Below are 17,308 nucleotides of genomic sequence, written 5' to 3' on the forward strand. Positions count from 1 at the left end.
CCCCCACCCCACCCCCACGCCACCCCACGCCGCGGCGATCATGCAGTCGTGGCACCTGTTATGTGCCGAAAATGGACTTCGTCCAGTACCACAACTGCATGATCGGCGGACCTGCCGCGTGGGACGCGTGGGGTGGGGCGTACGGGGTCAGGGGAGGAAGGTGAGGAGTTGCTGGTTTACCTGGGTGGGGTGTTCCAGGGGGAGTAGGTGGGCGGCGTTCGGTACGTCGGGCAGGCGCACCGCGTGCGGTGCCTCGGCCGCGATCCGATCGGCCAGGTGGCGGATGTCTGGCACGTCCGCCGCTCCGGCGGCGACCAGCACGGGCATGGTCAGCTCGGCGAGTCGCCCGATGGCCGGCGGGTCGAGCTCGGCCACGTCCACGGCGCTGAGCGCCAACTCGGCGGCGAGCGCGCGTTCGTCCATCGCGGTCGCGAAGGCGACCAGCTCAGCGTCGACGTCTGCGGGCTCGCGGTCCGGACCGACCACCCAGAACCGCACTTCACCTGCGGCGGTCGCGGCGAAGTCCTCCGGATCGACGTCGCCGACCAGGTGCTCCCACAGCTCGTTCGTCTGCTCCGACCACTCGTGGCCGGAGACCGCGGCGCCGAGCAGGGCGAGCGCGCTCACCCGGTGGGGGTGGGCGAGTGCGGTGTCGATCGCCACCGCCCCACCGAAGGAGCAGCCGACCAGTGCCGCGGTGGCCAGCCCGAGAGCGTCGAGCAGGCCGACCACGTCATCGTGGTGGGCGAAGGCGCTCGGTGGCAGCTCGGACTCTCCGTACCCGCGTAGGTCGAGGGCGATCACCCGGTGCCGGGTCGCGAGTGGGGCGATCTGGTCCCGCCACATCCGGCGGTCGGCGATACCGGCGTGCAGCAGGACGACCGGCGATCCGCTGCCGGCCTCGTCGTACGCCAGCAGGGCGCCATTTACCTGGATCTTGGTCACCGCAGGACGGTACGACCGGGCGGGAGCGGCGCGCAAGCCGGCGATGAGACATCGCTAACTTCGGCTAGCACTTTGCTTGCAGCTGCTAGCAGCGCGGGCTAGCGTTGAGTCATGGCCACTCCCAAGGACCTTCCCGACGTCGGCGGGTTCATTCGTGACCTGCGGCGGAACGCGAAGATTTCGCTCCGGCAACTGGCCGAGCAGGCGGGGGTCAGCAACCCCTACCTCAGCCAGATCGAGCGCGGCCTGCGCCGCCCGAGCGCGGAGGTGCTCCAGCAACTCGCCAGCGCGCTGCGGGTCTCCACTCCGGCGATGTACCTGCGGGCCGGCCTGCTCGACGACAAGGAGGGGCAGGGTGTACTGGCCGCCATCGCCGTCGATCCGGACCTGACGATGGCCCAGAAACAGTCCCTTACCCAGATCTATGAGACATTCCGCCGGGAGAATGCGCGGCTGGCCGAAGCGACCGCGTCGGTGCCCGGCGCGAGCGGGGAGACCGGCAGCCCGGCCATGGGCGACCAAACCGGTGAATCCGGCGCGAGTGGCGAGCCCGGCTCCTCCGACGCCGAAAACGTCACCGCCCCCGACGTGGCCAATCTGGCCGCGACCGGGCCCACCACCGCGGCGGGTACCCCGACCGAGGCGGTGCTCGAATCGGTCGCCGTGACCGAGGCAGGTTCCGCTCCCGCCCCGAACAGCACCCCAGCCAGGAAGGCCGCCCGCAAGGTGGTCCGCAAGACCGCGACCGCGGTCCAGGAGGAGAAGTAACGATGACCCAGCCGAAGACCAATCGCATCCCCGCCCCGATCTACGCTGCGGCCGGCGCCGGTGAACTGGCCCTGCAGCAGCTGCGCAAACTGCCCACCGTGGTCGGTGAGCTGCGTGACCGCGTTGTCGCCGATGGTGGGCGGGTCGTCAACGAACTCGGCGGCAAGGCCGTCGTCACCGGTTTCGAACTGCGCCAGAAGGCCAACGACACGCTGCGCAACGCCAACCGGACGGCCGAGTCACTGCGGCAGAAGGCCGCCCCGACGACCGACCTGAACCGGCTGCGTGAGCACGCCGACCTGGCCAAGCTCCGCGAGGCTGCGGACCTCAACAAGCTGCGCGAGACGGCCGACCTGAACAAGCTGCGGGAAGCGGCCGACCTGGACCGGCTGCGCGAGCTGGCCAGCCGCAACGCGGCGGTCGTCGTCGCCGGCGCCCAGGCCGCCCAGGTGCGGGCGCTGGCCGCGTACGGTGCGCTGGTGGCGCGGGGCGAGCGTGTCGTGGGTGCCGGTGTGCTGGAAGCCGCCGACACGGTGAACGCCGACATCGAGGCGACCGGGACGACCACCCCGACGGCGATGGTCGAGCAGACCGCGACCGTCGAGCAGACCGCGTCGGCCGAGGTACCGAGCCCGGCGGAGGTGGCCGAGATCGTGGAGGCCAAGCCGGCCGCCGCGAAGAAGACCACCCGGGCGAAGTCGACCACCCGGCAGACCGCCGCCAAGCGGACCGACAGCCCGTCGGCGAAGTTGCCCCGGGGCACCAAGCGGAGCCAGTGAGTCAGCAGCCGGCGACCCCGGGACCGTCCCATCGCCACGGATCCGGGGTCGCCGGCATAAGCTTGCCGTCATGGCCAACGCCGCGCCGATCTTCGTCTTCGACGTCCGCTACGTGATCGAGCTGATCCTGTTCGTCTTCGCACTGATCGTGCAGGGGGTGGCTCTCGTGCACGCAGTCACGCAACGCTCCGATGCCTTCCCGGCGATCGGGACCCTGCCGAAGGGCGGCTGGATCGCGATCCTGGCGGTCACTCTCCTGCTCACCCTGCTCACCCGCTCCACCCTCAGCATCTTCGGGCTGATCGGTGTGGCGGCGGCTCTGATCTATCTGCTCGACGTCCGGGTCGGGCTACGTGACCTGGGCGACAACAGAGGGTCCTGGTGAGATCTTTCCGCTGGCCACCACCGCCGGACGGCGGGCCACGCAGCTGGGGTCCCGGCCCGGGTGCCCCACGGACCGGCCGACCGCCGTTACCCGATCCGGAAACGGAACTGGTCGCCACCCCGCACGGCGTACGTCTGGAGCGGCTGGTCACCGGCGTTGGTGACCCGGTCACCGTCTTCGCTCACGGGCTGGCCAACGGCATCGCCACCACCCGACCCTTCGGCAGCGGGGTCACCGGTCGCCGGGTCTTCTTCCAGTTCCGTGGCCACGGCCGCTCCGACGCGCCCGACGGGCCGTGGAGCTACCTCGACCTGGCCCGCGACCTGCGGGCGATCGCCGACCTCAGCGGCGCGACGCGTGCCTTCGGGGCCAGCCTGGGCGCCGGTGCGCTGTGCCGCCTGCTCGCTGAGAGCCCGGAGCGGTTCGAGCGGCTCGTTTTCTTCCTCCCCGCCGCGCTCGACCGGCCGCGCGGACCGGTCGCCCGGGCGCGGCTGACCGAGCTGCTGGCGGCCGTGGAGGGTGGGGACGCCTCGGCGGTGGCGGAAGCCGTCTCCACCGAGCTGCCGCCCGCGGTACGCAACACGCCGGCCGGCTGGGCCTATCTGCGGCAACGGCTGGACCATCTGCTGCGCGACGGCCTCGCCGCCGGGCTGGCCGACCTGCCCGAGCAGGCGCCGCTGCCCGACGCCAGCGTGCTCGCCCGGGTGACCGCGCCGGCACTGGTCATCGCCGCCGAGGGCGACGAGCTGCATCCGGTGGAGGTGGCCGAACAGCTCGCCACCACGCTGCCCCGAGCCACCCTGCACCGCTACGACCGCCCCGGTGTCCTCTGGACGGAGCGCGCCGATCTCCGCAGCCGAATCTCCGACTTCCTCAACGGCTAGCCCGTCGCGTGCTGCCGCGCGAGTTGCGGTATGTCGGGTCCTCCCGCGCGCCGGATACCCCGACATGCCGCAACTCGCGAGCCAGATTGTGGCCCTCCCGGGTCGATCAGCCGGCGCTCCTGCGACGAGTCGCGAATACCTGCCACCAGATGGCAGGTATTGCTGGCAGCGTGGGGCGCATGACGAAACCGCTGATCGGAAAGGTGGCGCTGGTCGCCGGGGCGACTCGGGGCGCCGGCCGGCAGATCGCCGTGCAACTCGGCGCCGCAGGTGCCACCGTTTACGCGACCGGCCGCAGCAGCCGCGCCGGCCGCTCCGAACTGGACCGCCCGGAAACCATCGAGGAGACCGCCGAACTGGTCACCGCCGCCGGCGGTACCGGCATCCCGGTCCGGGTCGACCACCTGGTACCCGACGAGGTGCAGGCCCTGGTCGCGCGGATCGACGCCGAGCAGGGCCAGCTTGACGTGCTGGTGAACGACGTGTGGGGTGCCGACCCACTGATCACCTGGGAGAAGCCGGTGTGGGAGCAGTCACTCGACGCCGGCTTCCGGATGCTGCGGCTGGCGGTGCACACCCACGTGATCACCAGCCACTTCGCGTTGCCCCTGCTGATCCGCCGGCCCGGCGGACTGGTGGTGGAGGTCGGTGACGGTACGAAGGCGTACAACGACGAGAACTACCGGCTGTCGGTCTTCTACGACCTGGCCAAGACCTCGGTCAACCGGCTCGCCTTCAGCTGGGCCCACGAAGTCAGGCCGCACGGTGGTACGGCGGTCGCGCTCACCCCGGGCTGGATACGCTCCGAGGCGATGCTGGAGCACTTCGGCGTCACCGAGGACAACTGGCGCGATGGCGCGGCCAAGGACCCGCACTTCCTCATCTCGGAGACTCCGGCGTTCGTGGGCCGAGCCGTCGCCGCGCTCGCCGCCGACCCGGACCGGGCACGCTGGAGCGGTCGGTCCGTCTCCGCCGGAGAACTGGCCAAGGTGTACGGCTTCACCGACGTCGACGGCTCCCAACCGGACGCCTTCCGCTACATCAGCGAGGTGGTTGACGCCGGCAGACCCGCCGACGTCACGGGTTATCGCTGATCCTCCCGCCCCGGCGTCCGCCCGTCTGAGCGGCCCGACCGGCACTCTCCCGGCCGGCCGTACTACGCCGGCCGGTCGGGAGACCGGTCGTCGGCGGTGGAGTACAGCGCGGCGGCCCTGATCGCCGCCTCGGCCAGCCGCGACCGTAGCTCCGGCGGCTCGATCACCTCCACCTCCGGCCCCAGCGCGAGCAGTTGGGTGTACGCCACCTCGACGGACTCGACGGGCAGGCGGGTGCGCACCCAGCCCTGCCCATCGGGTTCGTCCGCGGCGGCGACCGCCGTCTCGTACCCGAACGGGATCTCGGCGAGGTGACGGAGTCGGCGCAGGCCGGCGGGGCTCAGCCGGATGGTCACCTCGGCCCGCAGCATGCCGCGCAGGAACGCCTCGGCCTGGGCCCGCCAGTGGCCGGCCAGGTCGAACCCGGGATCCCGGTCGAAGCCCTCCTCGTGCTGCTCGACGGCGGTGACCCGGTCCACCCGGTAGGTGCGCATGTCCTCGCCGACCCGACCCACGAGATACCAGGTCCCGCTCTTGAGGACCAGGCCGTACGGGCAGACCCGGCGGGTGACCTCGTGCTCTCCGCGCCGGTAGCGCAGTGTCACCACCCGGTCCCGCCAGACCGCGCCGGCCAGCTCGGCCAACCACTGCGGCGGCGTGGTCTCGCGGTACCAGCCCGGCACGTCCAGGTGGAACCGCTGGCCGGTGCGCGCGGGGGCGTCGCGCAGGCTCGGCGGTAGCGCCGCGAGGAGCTTCAGTTCCGCCGCCGCGACGGCGTCGGCGAGTCCCATGTCACCGGCCGGGCCGGGCAACCCGGCCAGGAAGAGCGCCTCCGCCTCGTCCCGGGTCATCCCGGTCAGCCGGGTCCGGTAGCCGCCGAGCAGCCGGTAGCCGCCGGCCCGCCCCCGGTCGGCGTAGATCGGCACCCCGGCGGCGGAGAGCGCGAGCACGTCCCGGTAGACCGTCCGCTCGGAGACCTCCAACTCGCGAGCCAGCTCCGCCGCCGTCAGCGCCTCACGGGTCTGCAACAGCAGCAGCAGGGAGAGCAACCGTGACGCCCGCATCGACGCTCACCGGCCACCGGGGGTCAGCAACCCCCGGTCGTACGCGGTGGCCACCGCGGCGGCCCGGTCGTTGACCCCGAGCTTGGCGTAGACGTGCAGCAGGTGGGTCTTCACTGTGGCCTCGCTGATGAACAGGCGCGCGGCGGCCTCGCGGTTCGACGAGCCACGGGCCACCAGGGTGAGCACCTCCAACTCACGCTGGCTCAGCGGTTCCCCGGCCGGCTGGTGTGGCGTCCGGAGGCGGCCCATCAACCGGCCGGCCACGCTTGGTGAGAGCACCGACTCGCCTCGGGCGGCGGCCCGTACCGCCCGGACCAGTTCGTCGCGGGGCGCGTCCTTGAGCAGGTAGCCGGTGGCACCGGCCTCGATCGCCGGGAGCACGTCCGCGTCCGTGTCGTACGTGGTCAGTACCAGCACCTTCGCCGGGCTGTCCGTCGCGACGAGGCGACCGATCGCGCTCACCCCGTCCATCCCCGGCATCCGCAGGTCCATCAGCACCACGTCGGGGTGGTGCCGGGCAGCCATCGTCAGCGCCTCGGCACCGTCCGCTGCCTCGCCGACCACCTCGAACCCCGGGTCGCCGGCGAACATGCCGCGCAGTCCGTCCCGTACCACTGGATGATCATCCACGATGAGCAGGCGTACCGGATCGGTCATGCGGCGGCTCCGGGCAGGGCCGGCACGGAGGCCGAGACGGCGGTCCCGCCACCCGGTTCGGACTCCACGGCGAGCTGGCCACCGACCCGGTTGACCCGCTGCCGCATCGCGGTCAGGCCGTAGCTTCCGTCCTGATCCGGGATGGTCGACCGGTTGGCCACGTCGAATCCCGATCCGTCGTCGCGGACGTCGAGGGTGACCACGTCCGACATGTACGACAGGGTGAGCCCGACCCGGGACGCGGCGGCGTGCCGGGCCACGTTGCTCAGCGCCTCCTGCGCGGCCCGCAGCAGCGTCACCTCGATCTCCGGGTGCAGTGGGCGGGGCGTCCCGGTGGTGCTGACGCTGGCCGTCACCCCGTGCACGGCCGACCAGCGTTCACCCAGTTCGGAGAGCGCGTCTGGAAGGCGGGCCGTCTCCAGCGGCTCGGGGCGCAGCGCCCGGACCGACCGGCGGGCGTCGGTGAGGCTCTCCCGGGCCAGCGCCAGGGCGTTGTCCATGTGGCGTCGCCAGTCGGCGGAGCGGTCCCGGGTCTGCTCAGCCGCCTCCAGCTGGGTGATGATGCCGGTCAGGCCCTGGGCCAAGGTGTCGTGGATCTCCTGGGCCATCCGCTGCCGCTCGTCCAGTACGCCGGCCTCACGGGCCTGGGTGAGGAGCTGGGCGTGCAGTCCTTCGTTCTCCCGTACCGTCTCGGCGAGCTGGCGGTTGGTGGCGGCGAGTTCGGCCATCAGCCGCTTACGCCTGGCGTCCTCCCGTTCACCGACGAGGTTGAACCAGCTCACCGCACCGGCCAGGACCAGATTGACCAGCACCAACACCAGCCACAGCGGCCAGTTCGACCACGAGGACGGCAGACCGCCGCCCTGCGCGGTGGCGACCAGCACGGCTGTCGCGGCCATACCGACGAACCGCCATCGTCCGTTGAGCACGAGGAAGGCGTGCAGAAAGCCAACCCAGGCGAAGAAGCCGTACCACGGGCTCGCGGCCACCAGGACGGCGGCGAATGCGAGCAGCCCGATGTAGTAGACCGTCATCGACCGCTGCCGTCCCCGCCACTGCGGAGACAGGACGACGTACCAGGTGATCCAGCAGGCGGTCAACCCGGCGATCACCAAGGTGAGCGGCATCGGCAGTCCGCGCGGTGCCGGTGCGAAGGCGGCCAGCAGCGAGCCCACGAGCAGGCCGCCGTAGGGCAGCACCCGGTGCAGCCGCGCCTCCCGCGCCCGCCAGTGGGCCAGCCAGTCGTCGTCGGCGGGCACGGCGTCGGCGCGGCTGGCCGTCGAACCGTCCCCGCCGCAAGTCATCCCGTCCCCGCTCACCATGCGCTCACTCCCAGCGGAACAGCCTCGCCGCAGCGGCGCCGGCCACCACGGCGATCACGGCCATTATCCCCAGGTGCAGCGGGTGCGGCGCGGTGCCGGTCCAGGCGTCGAGCAGCGCCTGAACGCCGGGCGGGGTGTAGGCGCCGATGTCGGCGAGGAGATCCGGCAGCAGAAACCGGGGCAGGTACACCCCACCGAAGAACATCGTCACCATGAACAGTGGTACCGCCAGCGCCTGGGCCGCCTTGGCGGTGGGCGCGACCGCCGCCACCAGCAGCCCCACCGCGAGCAGCGCGGCCGTACCCAGGACGAGCGCCACCGCGAACCCGAGCGGGTGCTGCGGCAACGGGGTGCCGAACGCCAGTCGGGCGATCACCGCGAGGAGCACCGCGCTGGCCAGGATGCCCACCAGGGCCAGCACGAGTTGAGCGGTCAGCAGCGTCAGCGGACTTGCCGGGGTGGTGGCCAGCCGGCGCAGGATGCCGCGCTCCCGGTAGGTGGCCAGCACGGTGGGCAGGGCGTTGATGCCAACCATGGCCAGCGTGACGACCAGCAGCGAGGGGGTGAAGTACGTGACGAAGGACTGGTTGCCGAATTCCGGGCTGGGTTCCCGAAGCGACGGAATCAGCCCGAGTACCACCAGGATCAGGGTGGGCAGAGCGACGGTGAGCGTCAGCGTCGGGATGTCCCGTAGGTAGAGCTTTGCCTCAGTCCTGAGGATCTGGCCGAAGGCGTGCATGGTGTCCCCTTCAGTCGATGAACCGGCGCCCGGTCAGCTCGACGAACGCGTCGTCCAGCGTGGCCTGCTCCAGCCGTAGTTCGGCGGCGGTGATCTGGTGCCGGGCGAGCACCGAGGTGACCGCGTGCAGCACATCGCCGGTGCCGGTCACCACGATCTGGCTGCCGCTGCGCGTCACGGCCGTGACCTGCGGCAGGTCGGTCAGCAGCCGGTCGTCCAGTGGGGTGGACGGGCGGAACCGGATGCGCTGCTCGGGTGCCACGGCCGAAACCAGCCCGGCCGGGGTGTCCAGGGCCACCACCCGCCCCTTGTCGATCACTGCGAGGCGGTCGCAGAGCCGCTCGGCCTCCTCCATGAAGTGGGTGACCAGCAGGATGGTCACGCCGCGATCCCGGACCCGCTCGATCAGACCCCAGGTGTCCCGGCGTGCCTGCGGGTCCAACCCGGTGGTCAACTCGTCCAGGATGGCGATCCGCGGGTTGCCGACCAGCGCCAACGCGATGGAGAGCCGCTGCTTCTGACCACCGGAGAGCTTCTCGTACGGGGTGTTCCGCTTTTCGTCGAGGCCCAACTCGCCGATGAGCTGCGTCGGGTCGGCCGGCTCGCGGTAGAACGACGCGTAGAGCTCCAGCGCCTCGGCCACCCGGAGCCGGTCGGGCAACTGGCTCTCCTGAAGTTGCACCCCCACCAGTTGGCGCAGCCGGTTGGCGTCCCGGCGAGGGTTGAGCCCGAGGACCGACACCTCGCCCCCGTCTGGGACGCGCAGCCCAGCGACACACTCCACAGTGGTGGTCTTGCCGGCACCGTTCGGGCCGAGGACGCCGAAGATCTCGCCGGCCTCGACGTCGAAGGACACGTCCGCCACCGCCACCGTCTCGCCGTACCGCTTGTGCAGGCTGGTCACCTCGATGACCGGCATGGCAGCCGCCTCTCGCCGTCGGTTCCGGGTACCGCTCAAGCGTCGCGGGAGGCGGCCGGCGACGAATCGACCGGCTGTAGGTGACCTTGGTCAGCTCCGGTTGATTCCGGCGATCCGTCAACCGGTGGATGCGCCGACGAGTGACTACGCTCCTGGACGTGCACGCATCCGAGCTTCCCTCCACCGCCGTGGGCGCGGGCCGCCGCTTCGTCGGCGGGGCCACGCTGCTCCTGCGGGGCGTCGGTCTGTACGTACGCAGCCCAGGTCTGATGCTGCTCGGCATCGTCCCGGCGCTGATCTCCGGGGCGATCTTCGCGACCGCGTACGCGCTCCTGGTCTTCTTCGTCGACGACCTGGCCGCCGCGGCCACCCCGTTCGCCGACGGCTGGGCGACGACGCCGCGCAGCGTGGTCCGGGTGATCGCCGGCCTGGCCTTCCTCGGTCTCGGTGGCCTGCTCACCGTCCTCACCTTCACGGCGGTCACCCTGGTCATCGGCGATCCCTTCTACGAGAAGATCTCCGAGCGGGTCGAGCGGCGCTACGGCGGTACGCCGGACGAGGTCGAGGTCCCGTTCTGGCCGTCGCTGCGTCGCAGCGCCGCCGACTCGCTCCGGCTGGTCGCCCTGGCGGCGTTGTTCGGCGTGCCGTTGTTCGCCGCCGGTTTCATTCCGGTGGTCGGGCAGACCGTGGTGCCGGTCATCGGCGCGGCCGTGGGCGGCTGGCTGCTCGCCGTGGAGCTGACCGGCGCGCCCTTCTCCCGGCGCGGCAAGCGACTGCCGCACCGGCGCGCGGCACTGAAGGTGGACCGACCCACCTCACTCGGCTTCGGAGTCGCGGTCTTCGTCTGCTTCCTGATCCCACTCGGCGCGGTACTGCTGATGCCGGCCGCGGTGGCCGGCGCCACCCTGCTGGCCCGCCGCTCCCTCGGCCAACCCATCACGGAGGGCTGACATGCACATCGCCCTGGTAGCGGGGGACATCACCACCGAACAGGTGGACGTGGTGGTGAACGCGGCGAACTCGTCCCTGCTGGGCGGCGGGGGAGTCGACGGCGCGATCCACCGCCGGGGCGGGCCGGCGATTCTCGCTGAGTGCCGCGCGCTGCGCGCCTCGCGCTACGGGCGGGGCCTGCCGACCGGACAGGCGGTGGCCACCACGGCAGGTGACCTGCCGGCGCGTTGGGTGGTGCACACCGTCGGCCCGGTCTGGTCGGACACCGAGGACCGTGCCGCACTGCTGCGCGGCTGCTACACCAACAGCCTCGTTGTCGCGGACGAGCTGGGCGCGGCAAGCATCGCCTTCCCGCTGATCTCCGCCGGGGTCTACGGCTGGCCGGTCGAGGACGCCGTCCGTCAGGCCCTGTCGGTGCTGCGCGCGGCGACGCCGACGAACATCACCGAGGCCCGGCTGGTGCTCTTCGGCGCCGACACCCACGCGATCGCCGAGCGGGTGTACGCAGAGCGTTAGTGCATCTCGCGTACGCAGGACCACTGGCTGGCCACCCGCCGGTAGCCGAGCCGTTCGTTGACCGCCAACATCGGCGCGTTCGCCGCGTCGTTCCCGGTGTACGCGACGGTGACGCCGCGCGCCGCCGCCCGGTGTAGCGCGGCCAACTTCGCCAACCGGGCCAGCCCTCGGCCACGGAAGTCCGGCACGGTACCGGTGTAGTCCGACCACATCCGCGCGCCGTCCCGCTTCACCAGGCTGATCGCCACCAACTCGCCGTCGACCTCGGCGCCCATGCTGGCCTCCCGGTCCAGCCCGACGTTGTCCCAGGTGTCGGCACACCAGGTGGCGTAGCTGATGGCGTCGGACGGCACGTCTCCCGGTTCGTCGGCGCTGGCCAGCACCTCCACCCGGTGGACCTGGCGACTGTCGACCTCGGCCAGCGGGACCAGCCGGACGTCCTCCGGGGCCGCCGGCAGCGGCGGCAGCGCGCGCAGCTCCAGGGCCGAGAAGCGCTCCTGGCGACTCGGGGTGAAGCCGTGCCGCCGAGCGAACGGCAGCGCCTCCGGCAGCGCGCGTCCACGTAGCCGGGCCAGGTCGAGCGGCGCGAGGTGCTCCAGCGCCCGGCCCAGCAGCGCCCCGCCGATCCCACGTCGCCGTTGATCCGGGTGCACGTGCAGCAGGGACACCTCGCCGACGGCTGCGCTGGTGTTGGTGTTGCGGGACGCCGACACCCAACCGATGACCTGCCCGTCGACCTCGGCGACGAAACCGCACCAATGCTGCCCCGCCGGTGGCGTCGAGATCAGTTGCCGGGTGGACGCGACCCCACGGATCAGGAAGGGAAACACGAGCGTACGCAGCGTCACCACGGCTGGGGCGTCGTCGGTGTGCGCAGGACGGATCAGCGCGGACGACCGCCTTCTGGAGTTCGGCATGCGCGGCAGATTAGCCGCTGTGACTCTCGTGCCGCCTCGACTTTCGCCCGAGGGCCGATGTTCCTGCCGCACTGCCGGCAGGCCGTGGCCTTCCTGTTCGGCGGCTCGGCTGAACGTGGCGCTTCGCGGCAGCGTTGTGGGACGGGCACCCCTGCGTGCCCGAGGGCGGACCGTGCCGGGAAGGCGGACTTGAGGTGAGGACCTGCCGATACCTGGTTTTTCCAATCCGGACCGGGCGTGGGTGAACCAGCGACGGCCCCGCACCGTCATGCGCGTGCCGTACCCGCGCGGACGGGCGCGTGCGGCTGACCGGCCATTGGAGGGGCTACATGACTGTGGGTACTGGTTCGTTCTCGTTCCGCCGAATGTGGACGAGCACCCGAGCGGCGTTGGTCGTCGTGACGGTGCTCGCCGCGGGACTGATCGTCGTGATGTCGAGTAGTTCCGACGCCGTCGCGGGTGAACGCGTCACGTTCGTCAACCGAACCGGGGAGACGTTGTGGGTTGGCGCGGGCGAGAGCGGTGACGGCTCGCGTCGGATCACCGGGCTGCCGGTCCTGCGCCCAGGGGAGTCGAAGAGCATCGTGATTCCGGACAGTGGACAGCCGGGTCACTGGCGGGGCAGGTTCTTCGCCCGGCAACGGTGCAGCGGAGATCCCGGTAGCACGTTCAAGTGCCTCGTCGGCGACTGCGGTCCCTACCTGGACCACTGCGTCCGGGGAGCGGAACCGGTGAGCCTGGCCGAGTTCAACTTCGACCAGAACAATCCCGCGGCGCCCTGGTACAACGTCAGCTATGTCGACGCGCTGTCGGTGGTGATCACCATCGAAGCGCCCGGTGCGCCGAATCCGGCACTCGCGGGGAGCTGCGTCAGGTCGGCCTGCGGGGGCGGACAGATGCTCGCCGCCTGCCCCGAGGCGCACGCCGTACGTGACCCCCGTCGGGGCGACCGGATCAACTGCGTCAACCCCAACCGGGACGCGGAGAGCGCGTACACCGCCGCGCTACGTCCCTTCGGCCCCCGGGCATATCTGTGGTCGACCCACGACAAGGTGCCGGGCAACGAGACCGTTTTCAACTGCCCCGGGTGCGCCGACTTCACTGTCACCTTCCGCAGCTCCGGGGCGGCCGCCCCGGGGGCCCCGCCGGTGGAGCGGGTCGACGCCCCGGACTCCTCGACCTTCGCCCTGCGCGGATTCGCGAACAAGTGCGTCGACGTGCCGGGCGGCGTCTCGGCCGACGGCTCGCAGATGCAGCTCTGGAGGTGCAACGGCACCGGGGCACAGCGGTTCACCCGTGGACCGAACGGCTCCCTGGTGGCGCTCGACAAGTGCATGGATGTCGCCTGGGCGGCGCGGGACAACGGAACCAAGGTGCAGCTCGCGCACTGCAACGGCGGACCGGCGCAGATCTGGGTCGTCGAGCGGGGCATGGTGCGCAATCCACACTCCGGTAAGTGCCTCGACGTACGCGATTGGAATGCCGACGACGGCGCCCCGTTGCAGATCTGGGAGTGCAACCCCGGACAGGACAACCAGACCTGGCGGGCCATCCGACGCTGACCGTCGCGGCGGGCCGGGCTGTCCGACGGCCCGCCGCCAAGGTTCCTCCGCGTAGCCGAAGTCGACAGGCCACGCGGTGCGCGACAGAACGGACCGGGAACGAAGGGGTACGAATGGAGTCAGGGCGCTGCCGACCGGTGGCGAAGTACTTGCTGGCGCTACCGTGGCTGCTGGCCGTCCTGCTCGTGCCCCTTGGCCCGGCAGGCCCGGCCACTGCGGCGCCCGAGGAGACCGGTAGGTACTACGTCGTCGGGCCGCCGGTCAACGGTCAACGGGAGTACCTGTACAGCATCGCTCTGGTCACCCTCGGCAACGGGAACCGGTTTCGCGAGATCATCGATCTCAACCGGGGGCGCAAGCAGCCGGACGGCGGTACCTTCACCGACGGCGTCGAGCTGGGCCCCGGTTGGGTCCTCGTGTTGCCACGGGACGCGGACGGGCCGGGCGTGCGGAAGGGCGCGCTTCCGGCGATCGGCCCCCCGACGCCCCGATCGTCGCCGAGCACCGCGGCACCGTCACCGAAAACGGCGGCACCGTCGCCCTCGCCGAGCGTCACGCCACCACCACCCCCGAGCGCGGTCCCGCCGTCGACGGACAGCCCGGCCACCATCGCCATCGCCCCTCCGCCGGAGTCCGGCTCGGGGCCGCTGAGTCCCAACCTGATCCGGACCGGCGCGGCCGTGCTCGCGGTGCTCCTCGCGGTCTTCGCGCTCCTGGTTCTGCCCCGGCGCCGGCAGCAACTGCGTTCGGTCGGTCTCGACGACGGACCGTGGCCGCCGGAGCGGCATCACACACCGACCCCGGCGGAGCTTGCCGCCCTGGCTACCGACACCCCGACGGCGGCGCCCTCCGCCCCGGCAGAATCGTCCCAGCCATCCCCCGCTGCGGATCCGGCTCCGCCACCCCCGCCGCCGTCCGCCCCGCCGCCACCCGCTCCGCCGTCGGTGGAGCCTGGCCCGTCACCCGCCTCGCCGCCTCCCGTGTCAGCGCCGCCGCCCGCCGTGCCAGGCCCCTGGGTGCCGACCACGCCGCAGGTAGAGCCTGGCCTGTCGCCGTCCGTCCCGCCGCCCGACTGGCCTCCGCTCGCCGGTACGTCGCCGACGGCGGTACCGCCCCGACCGGTGGCTACGGAAGGGCCGGCCGACGCGGCGGCCGACGGTGGGGCGGCGGACCGGGTCGACCTGCCCCGGCCGACGCTGCCGGTCGACGGTGACGTGCCGTACGTCCGGACTGAGGTGCGCACCGAGGTCGGCTCGGTCATGGTGCGCCTGATCGGCGTCACGACCGGTCCGAGTACCCCCGCCTACGTCTGGCTCGCCGACGGCGAACCGGCGCCCGAAGCAGCGGTGCCGCTGGTGCTGGGACGCCGGGGGTCGTGGCGACTCCAGGTCGACCTCGGCCGGGCACCCGACGTCTTCACCCTGGTGGGCGACCTGGACGAGTGCCGACGGCTGGCCGCCGCCTACGCCCGACAGTTGCGCACGGGCGGGATCGGGGTCGGGGTCGTCGGTGACGCCCTCGGTGCCGAGAGCGTCGACGGGTGCCGTCGCCTGGACGGGCTCCCGGAGCCGGGTGACCTGGACTCCGACCGGTACGTCGTGATCATCGCCGGCCTGCCGAATGGGGCCGGGATCCGGGGGCTCGCCGCCGCCACCGGCGGTCGCTGCGTACCAGTGGTGATCGGTCCGGTCCCGGACGGCCGGTGGTCCGCTCAGCTCGGCGCGGGAGTCTGAAGCTGAGGCACCACGGAGGGCAGCGGGCCCGTCGGCGGTCCGGCCACGCGGAGCCAGGCGTCCGCCTCGGCCCGGTACACCCGGCGTACCCGGACCCGTGGATAGGAACGGCTGCTGAGGACCAGTTCCACCTGCGCGGCCCGTAGCGGTTCCGCCTGGGATCGGACCTGGGCGAGCGGGGCGAGCAGCTCGGCTGTCGACATGACGTCGATCGCGCGCACCCTCGGCACCTGGAGTTCCAGCAGCAGCCGACCCGGCTGGACCGGGGGCTGACGTCGGTGCAGCCGCAGCCAGTTGCGCGGCAGTCGAAGACGTTGCGCCGGCAGGAGCGCGTACGCCCGGCGGGTGCCGAAGGCCGGCCAGCGTCGTACCTCGTGGGGCAGGCCGGCGATCGAGCGGGCCCGGGATCCGCAGCGGATCCGCAGCGGCTCGCCCTCGCAGTCACCGGTCGGCGTCAGGCGGCCGGTGTGGTCGACATCGAAGGTGTCCACCGCGAAGGTCCGGTCCAGCCGCGCGGCCGGTAGGAGATACGCCTCGCGGAGGCCACGCAGGTGCTGCAGGCGTGCGGGCAGCGCAGCCCGGAGCACCGCCATCGGGATCGCACCGCCCGGCTCCACCCGGACCCGCACCAGCCGACTGCCGTCCGGCACCGACCTGGGATCCAGGAAGGCGAGCAGGAAGAGTTCGGCGCCGGGCAGGCCGTCGGTGATCGACCGAGCGTCGACCGGGGCGGCGACGAATGCTTCGAACTGTTCGGCGTTGACCTGCTGCGCCGCCGACAGCCATGCCGGGCCGTACGTCGCCCGGCGGTTCTCGGCGGCCAGCGCGGGCCGGGGGAGTGGCAGCACCGGAACGGTGGACGGCGGCTGCGCTGTCCCTGGCGGTTCGACAGCCGGTAGCGCCTCTGTCTCCGATGGTCCGGTGTCCGATGCGGTCGAGCTGGCGGGGGCAGCGCCGATGACGTCGGCTGAGATCGGCACCAGCAGGCCGGTCGAGGACGCGTGCAGCGTTGGTGGGCCGAGCGCGAACCGGGGCCGGAACGGCTGCCACTCGGCGGGCTTTCCCGCCTGGTCGAGGGCGCGCAGATCCTGCCGGCCGTCCACCAGCTCCGCGCTGCCACCTGGCGGGGGTGTCCAGACGGTGGCACCGGTGGTCTCGGCCAGCTCCTGCGCCTGCCGACCGAGCCGCTGCTGCTCGTCCGGATCGGACGGCCAGGTGAGCCAGAGCCGCAGCTCACTGCCGTAGAGCGGCAGATCACCCAGCAGCGCGGCGAGCTGGCCGCCGTCGTACACCCGCTGGGTACCGCCGTAGTCGCCGACCAGGAAACCGCCGGAGCGGGCGGTCACCGCGATGGTCACCAACCCTTCCGATCCCGCGCCGAGCCGGTGCGCGGTGGCCCGTCGGGTGACGAAATCGGCCCGGGTGGCCAGGACAACCCCACCCCGGAGCGGCAGGCCCACCACGCCGGTGCGCGGACGCACCAGACCGTGGTCGAGGGTGAACCAACCGGGTAGCGGGGTGGCCAGGTCGGGTGGCTGGATCACGAGCCAGTCCCGGACCTGGCGGGTGGTCCGGTCCAGCGGTATCGCGTGCCGTGGTCCGTCCCCGACCTGCCGGTCGTGGTGCCGGATCACCGCGCCGTCGGGGCTGACCAGGACGTCGTGGGCGAGTAGCCCGGCGACCTCGCTGAACAGATCCGTGTGCCGGGCCCCGTCCTGGGTCAGGATCCGTACGTCGTTCGCGGTCTCGCCGGAGCGCCGGACCAGGTCGGTGATGGCCGACGCGGTCAGCGGCCGGTCGGGCTGGTCCGGCACCACCAGACCACCGTGTACGCCCGGCTCCAGCCAGAGATCGAACAGCCCGGTGATCCGGCGGTGTCGGCGGGGGTCGAAGCGGTGTGTGGCCATCGGCTTGTCGAAGCCTGCGGCTGTCGTCCTGGTTATGGCGTACACGCGCTCTCACCACCGTCCGTTCGGCTCGACTCCCGCCGCCAGGCCCCTCGGCCTGCCCCGTCTCCAGATGGGCCGATGCGCGGCCTCCGCCTCCACGACGAGGATCGCCGGGTGCTGGTTC

17 protein-coding genes are annotated in these 17,308 nt (G+C 72.0%); 9 read left to right on the plus strand and 8 right to left on the minus strand.

What is annotated here, in order from left to right:
* Positions 1-147 precede the first annotated feature (147 nt).
* Positions 148-945 carry an alpha/beta fold hydrolase gene (locus tag KBX50_RS15720; RefSeq protein ID WP_210937773.1) on the minus strand — a complete coding sequence of 266 codons (798 nt, stop codon included), beginning with the start codon at positions 943-945 and terminating at the stop codon, positions 148-150.
* 111 nt (positions 946-1,056) lie between these two features.
* Between KBX50_RS15720 and KBX50_RS15725 the strand changes: the two genes are divergently transcribed.
* The 5 genes from KBX50_RS15725 (at position 1,057) to KBX50_RS15745 (ending at position 4,855) form a co-directional block, all read left to right on the plus strand.
* The gene (locus KBX50_RS15725; RefSeq protein ID WP_210937774.1) at positions 1,057-1,713 is read left to right on the plus strand and encodes a helix-turn-helix transcriptional regulator; all 657 of its coding nucleotides are present in this window, start codon (positions 1,057-1,059) and stop codon (positions 1,711-1,713) included.
* A gap of 2 nt (positions 1,714-1,715) precedes the next feature.
* On the plus strand, positions 1,716-2,492 hold the full coding sequence (locus KBX50_RS15730) for a hypothetical protein (protein ID WP_210937775.1): 777 nt from the start codon (positions 1,716-1,718) through the stop codon (positions 2,490-2,492).
* A gap of 70 nt (positions 2,493-2,562) precedes the next feature.
* A complete protein-coding gene (locus KBX50_RS15735) occupies positions 2,563-2,877 on the plus strand; it encodes a DUF2516 family protein (protein WP_093403419.1) in 315 nt (104 codons plus the stop codon).
* Complete coding sequence (locus KBX50_RS15740) at positions 2,874-3,761, plus strand: alpha/beta fold hydrolase (RefSeq protein ID WP_210937776.1); 888 nt, start codon at positions 2,874-2,876, stop codon at positions 3,759-3,761. The genes KBX50_RS15735 and KBX50_RS15740 overlap by 4 nt, the downstream gene beginning before the upstream one ends.
* 179 nt (positions 3,762-3,940) lie before the next feature.
* Positions 3,941-4,855, plus strand: a complete 915-nt coding sequence (locus KBX50_RS15745; protein WP_210937777.1) for an SDR family oxidoreductase — start codon at positions 3,941-3,943, stop codon at positions 4,853-4,855.
* 62 nt (positions 4,856-4,917) lie between these two features.
* On the opposite strand, the gene KBX50_RS15750 is transcribed toward KBX50_RS15745, so the two are convergent.
* The 5 genes from KBX50_RS15750 to KBX50_RS15770 are packed head-to-tail and all read right to left on the minus strand — an operon-like array spanning position 4,918 to position 9,556.
* Positions 4,918-5,919 (minus strand): YafY family protein, encoded by a 1,002-nt coding sequence (locus KBX50_RS15750; RefSeq protein WP_210937778.1) that lies wholly within the window; start codon positions 5,917-5,919, stop codon positions 4,918-4,920.
* Between the two features lie 6 nt (positions 5,920-5,925).
* Entirely contained in the window at positions 5,926-6,576 is a 651-nt protein-coding gene (locus KBX50_RS15755; protein WP_210937779.1) for a response regulator transcription factor, read from the minus strand.
* Entirely contained in the window at positions 6,573-7,898 is a 1,326-nt protein-coding gene (locus KBX50_RS15760) for a sensor histidine kinase (protein WP_247673801.1), read from the minus strand. The genes KBX50_RS15755 and KBX50_RS15760 overlap by 4 nt, the downstream gene beginning before the upstream one ends.
* Positions 7,899-7,902: 4 nt before the next feature.
* Positions 7,903-8,637, minus strand: a complete 735-nt coding sequence (locus KBX50_RS15765; RefSeq protein WP_210937780.1) for an ABC transporter permease — start codon at positions 8,635-8,637, stop codon at positions 7,903-7,905.
* 10 nt (positions 8,638-8,647) lie between these two features.
* Positions 8,648-9,556 carry an ABC transporter ATP-binding protein gene (locus tag KBX50_RS15770; RefSeq protein WP_210937781.1) on the minus strand — a complete coding sequence of 303 codons (909 nt, stop codon included), beginning with the start codon at positions 9,554-9,556 and terminating at the stop codon, positions 8,648-8,650.
* A gap of 128 nt (positions 9,557-9,684) precedes the next feature.
* On the opposite strand from KBX50_RS15770, the gene KBX50_RS15775 reads away from it, so the two are divergent.
* Positions 9,685-10,506 (plus strand): EI24 domain-containing protein, encoded by an 822-nt coding sequence (locus KBX50_RS15775; RefSeq protein WP_374224647.1) that lies wholly within the window; start codon positions 9,685-9,687, stop codon positions 10,504-10,506.
* A gap of 1 nt (position 10,507) precedes the next feature.
* Positions 10,508-11,023 carry an O-acetyl-ADP-ribose deacetylase gene (locus KBX50_RS15780; RefSeq protein WP_210937783.1) on the plus strand — a complete coding sequence of 172 codons (516 nt, stop codon included), beginning with the start codon at positions 10,508-10,510 and terminating at the stop codon, positions 11,021-11,023.
* On the opposite strand, the gene KBX50_RS15785 is transcribed toward KBX50_RS15780, so the two are convergent.
* Entirely contained in the window at positions 11,020-11,940 is a 921-nt protein-coding gene (locus KBX50_RS15785; RefSeq protein WP_210937784.1) for a GNAT family N-acetyltransferase, read from the minus strand. The genes KBX50_RS15780 and KBX50_RS15785 overlap by 4 nt on opposite strands.
* A gap of 329 nt (positions 11,941-12,269) precedes the next feature.
* On the opposite strand from KBX50_RS15785, the gene KBX50_RS15790 reads away from it, so the two are divergent.
* Positions 12,270-13,502, plus strand: a complete 1,233-nt coding sequence (locus KBX50_RS15790; protein WP_210937785.1) for a ricin-type beta-trefoil lectin domain protein — start codon at positions 12,270-12,272, stop codon at positions 13,500-13,502.
* Between the two features lie 137 nt (positions 13,503-13,639).
* Positions 13,640-15,235 carry a hypothetical protein gene (locus tag KBX50_RS15795; protein WP_210937786.1) on the plus strand — a complete coding sequence of 532 codons (1,596 nt, stop codon included), beginning with the start codon at positions 13,640-13,642 and terminating at the stop codon, positions 15,233-15,235.
* Here the strand turns inward: KBX50_RS15795 and KBX50_RS15800 are convergent.
* A complete protein-coding gene (locus KBX50_RS15800; protein WP_210937787.1) occupies positions 15,214-17,187 on the minus strand; it encodes a hypothetical protein in 1,974 nt (657 codons plus the stop codon). The genes KBX50_RS15795 and KBX50_RS15800 overlap by 22 nt on opposite strands.
* Positions 17,188-17,308: the final 121 nt, after the last annotated feature.

Source organism: Micromonospora sp. C51, from assembly GCF_018070435.1.
Taxonomy (GTDB): Bacteria; Actinomycetota; Actinomycetes; order Mycobacteriales; family Micromonosporaceae; genus Micromonospora; species Micromonospora sediminimaris.

Coding starts and splice junctions, on each gene's coding strand:
- KBX50_RS15725 (WP_210937774.1), top strand. CDS start 1,057: ATGGCCACTCCCAAGGACCTTCCCGACGTCGGCGGGTTCATTCGTGAC.
- KBX50_RS15730 (WP_210937775.1), top strand. CDS start 1,716: ATGACCCAGCCGAAGACCAATCGCATCCCCGCCCCGATCTACGCTGCG.
- KBX50_RS15735 (WP_093403419.1), top strand. CDS start 2,563: ATGGCCAACGCCGCGCCGATCTTCGTCTTCGACGTCCGCTACGTGATC.
- KBX50_RS15745 (WP_210937777.1), top strand. CDS start 3,941: ATGACGAAACCGCTGATCGGAAAGGTGGCGCTGGTCGCCGGGGCGACT.
- KBX50_RS15750 (WP_210937778.1), bottom strand. CDS start 5,919: ATGCGGGCGTCACGGTTGCTCTCCCTGCTGCTGCTGTTGCAGACCCGT.
- KBX50_RS15755 (WP_210937779.1), bottom strand. CDS start 6,576: ATGACCGATCCGGTACGCCTGCTCATCGTGGATGATCATCCAGTGGTA.
- KBX50_RS15760 (WP_247673801.1), bottom strand. CDS start 7,898: ATGGTGAGCGGGGACGGGATGACTTGCGGCGGGGACGGTTCGACGGCC.
- KBX50_RS15765 (WP_210937780.1), bottom strand. CDS start 8,637: ATGCACGCCTTCGGCCAGATCCTCAGGACTGAGGCAAAGCTCTACCTA.
- KBX50_RS15770 (WP_210937781.1), bottom strand. CDS start 9,556: ATGCCGGTCATCGAGGTGACCAGCCTGCACAAGCGGTACGGCGAGACG.
- KBX50_RS15775 (WP_374224647.1), top strand. CDS start 9,685: ATGCGCCGACGAGTGACTACGCTCCTGGACGTGCACGCATCCGAGCTT.
- KBX50_RS15780 (WP_210937783.1), top strand. CDS start 10,508: ATGCACATCGCCCTGGTAGCGGGGGACATCACCACCGAACAGGTGGAC.
- KBX50_RS15785 (WP_210937784.1), bottom strand. CDS start 11,940: ATGCCGAACTCCAGAAGGCGGTCGTCCGCGCTGATCCGTCCTGCGCAC.
- KBX50_RS15790 (WP_210937785.1), top strand. CDS start 12,270: ATGACTGTGGGTACTGGTTCGTTCTCGTTCCGCCGAATGTGGACGAGC.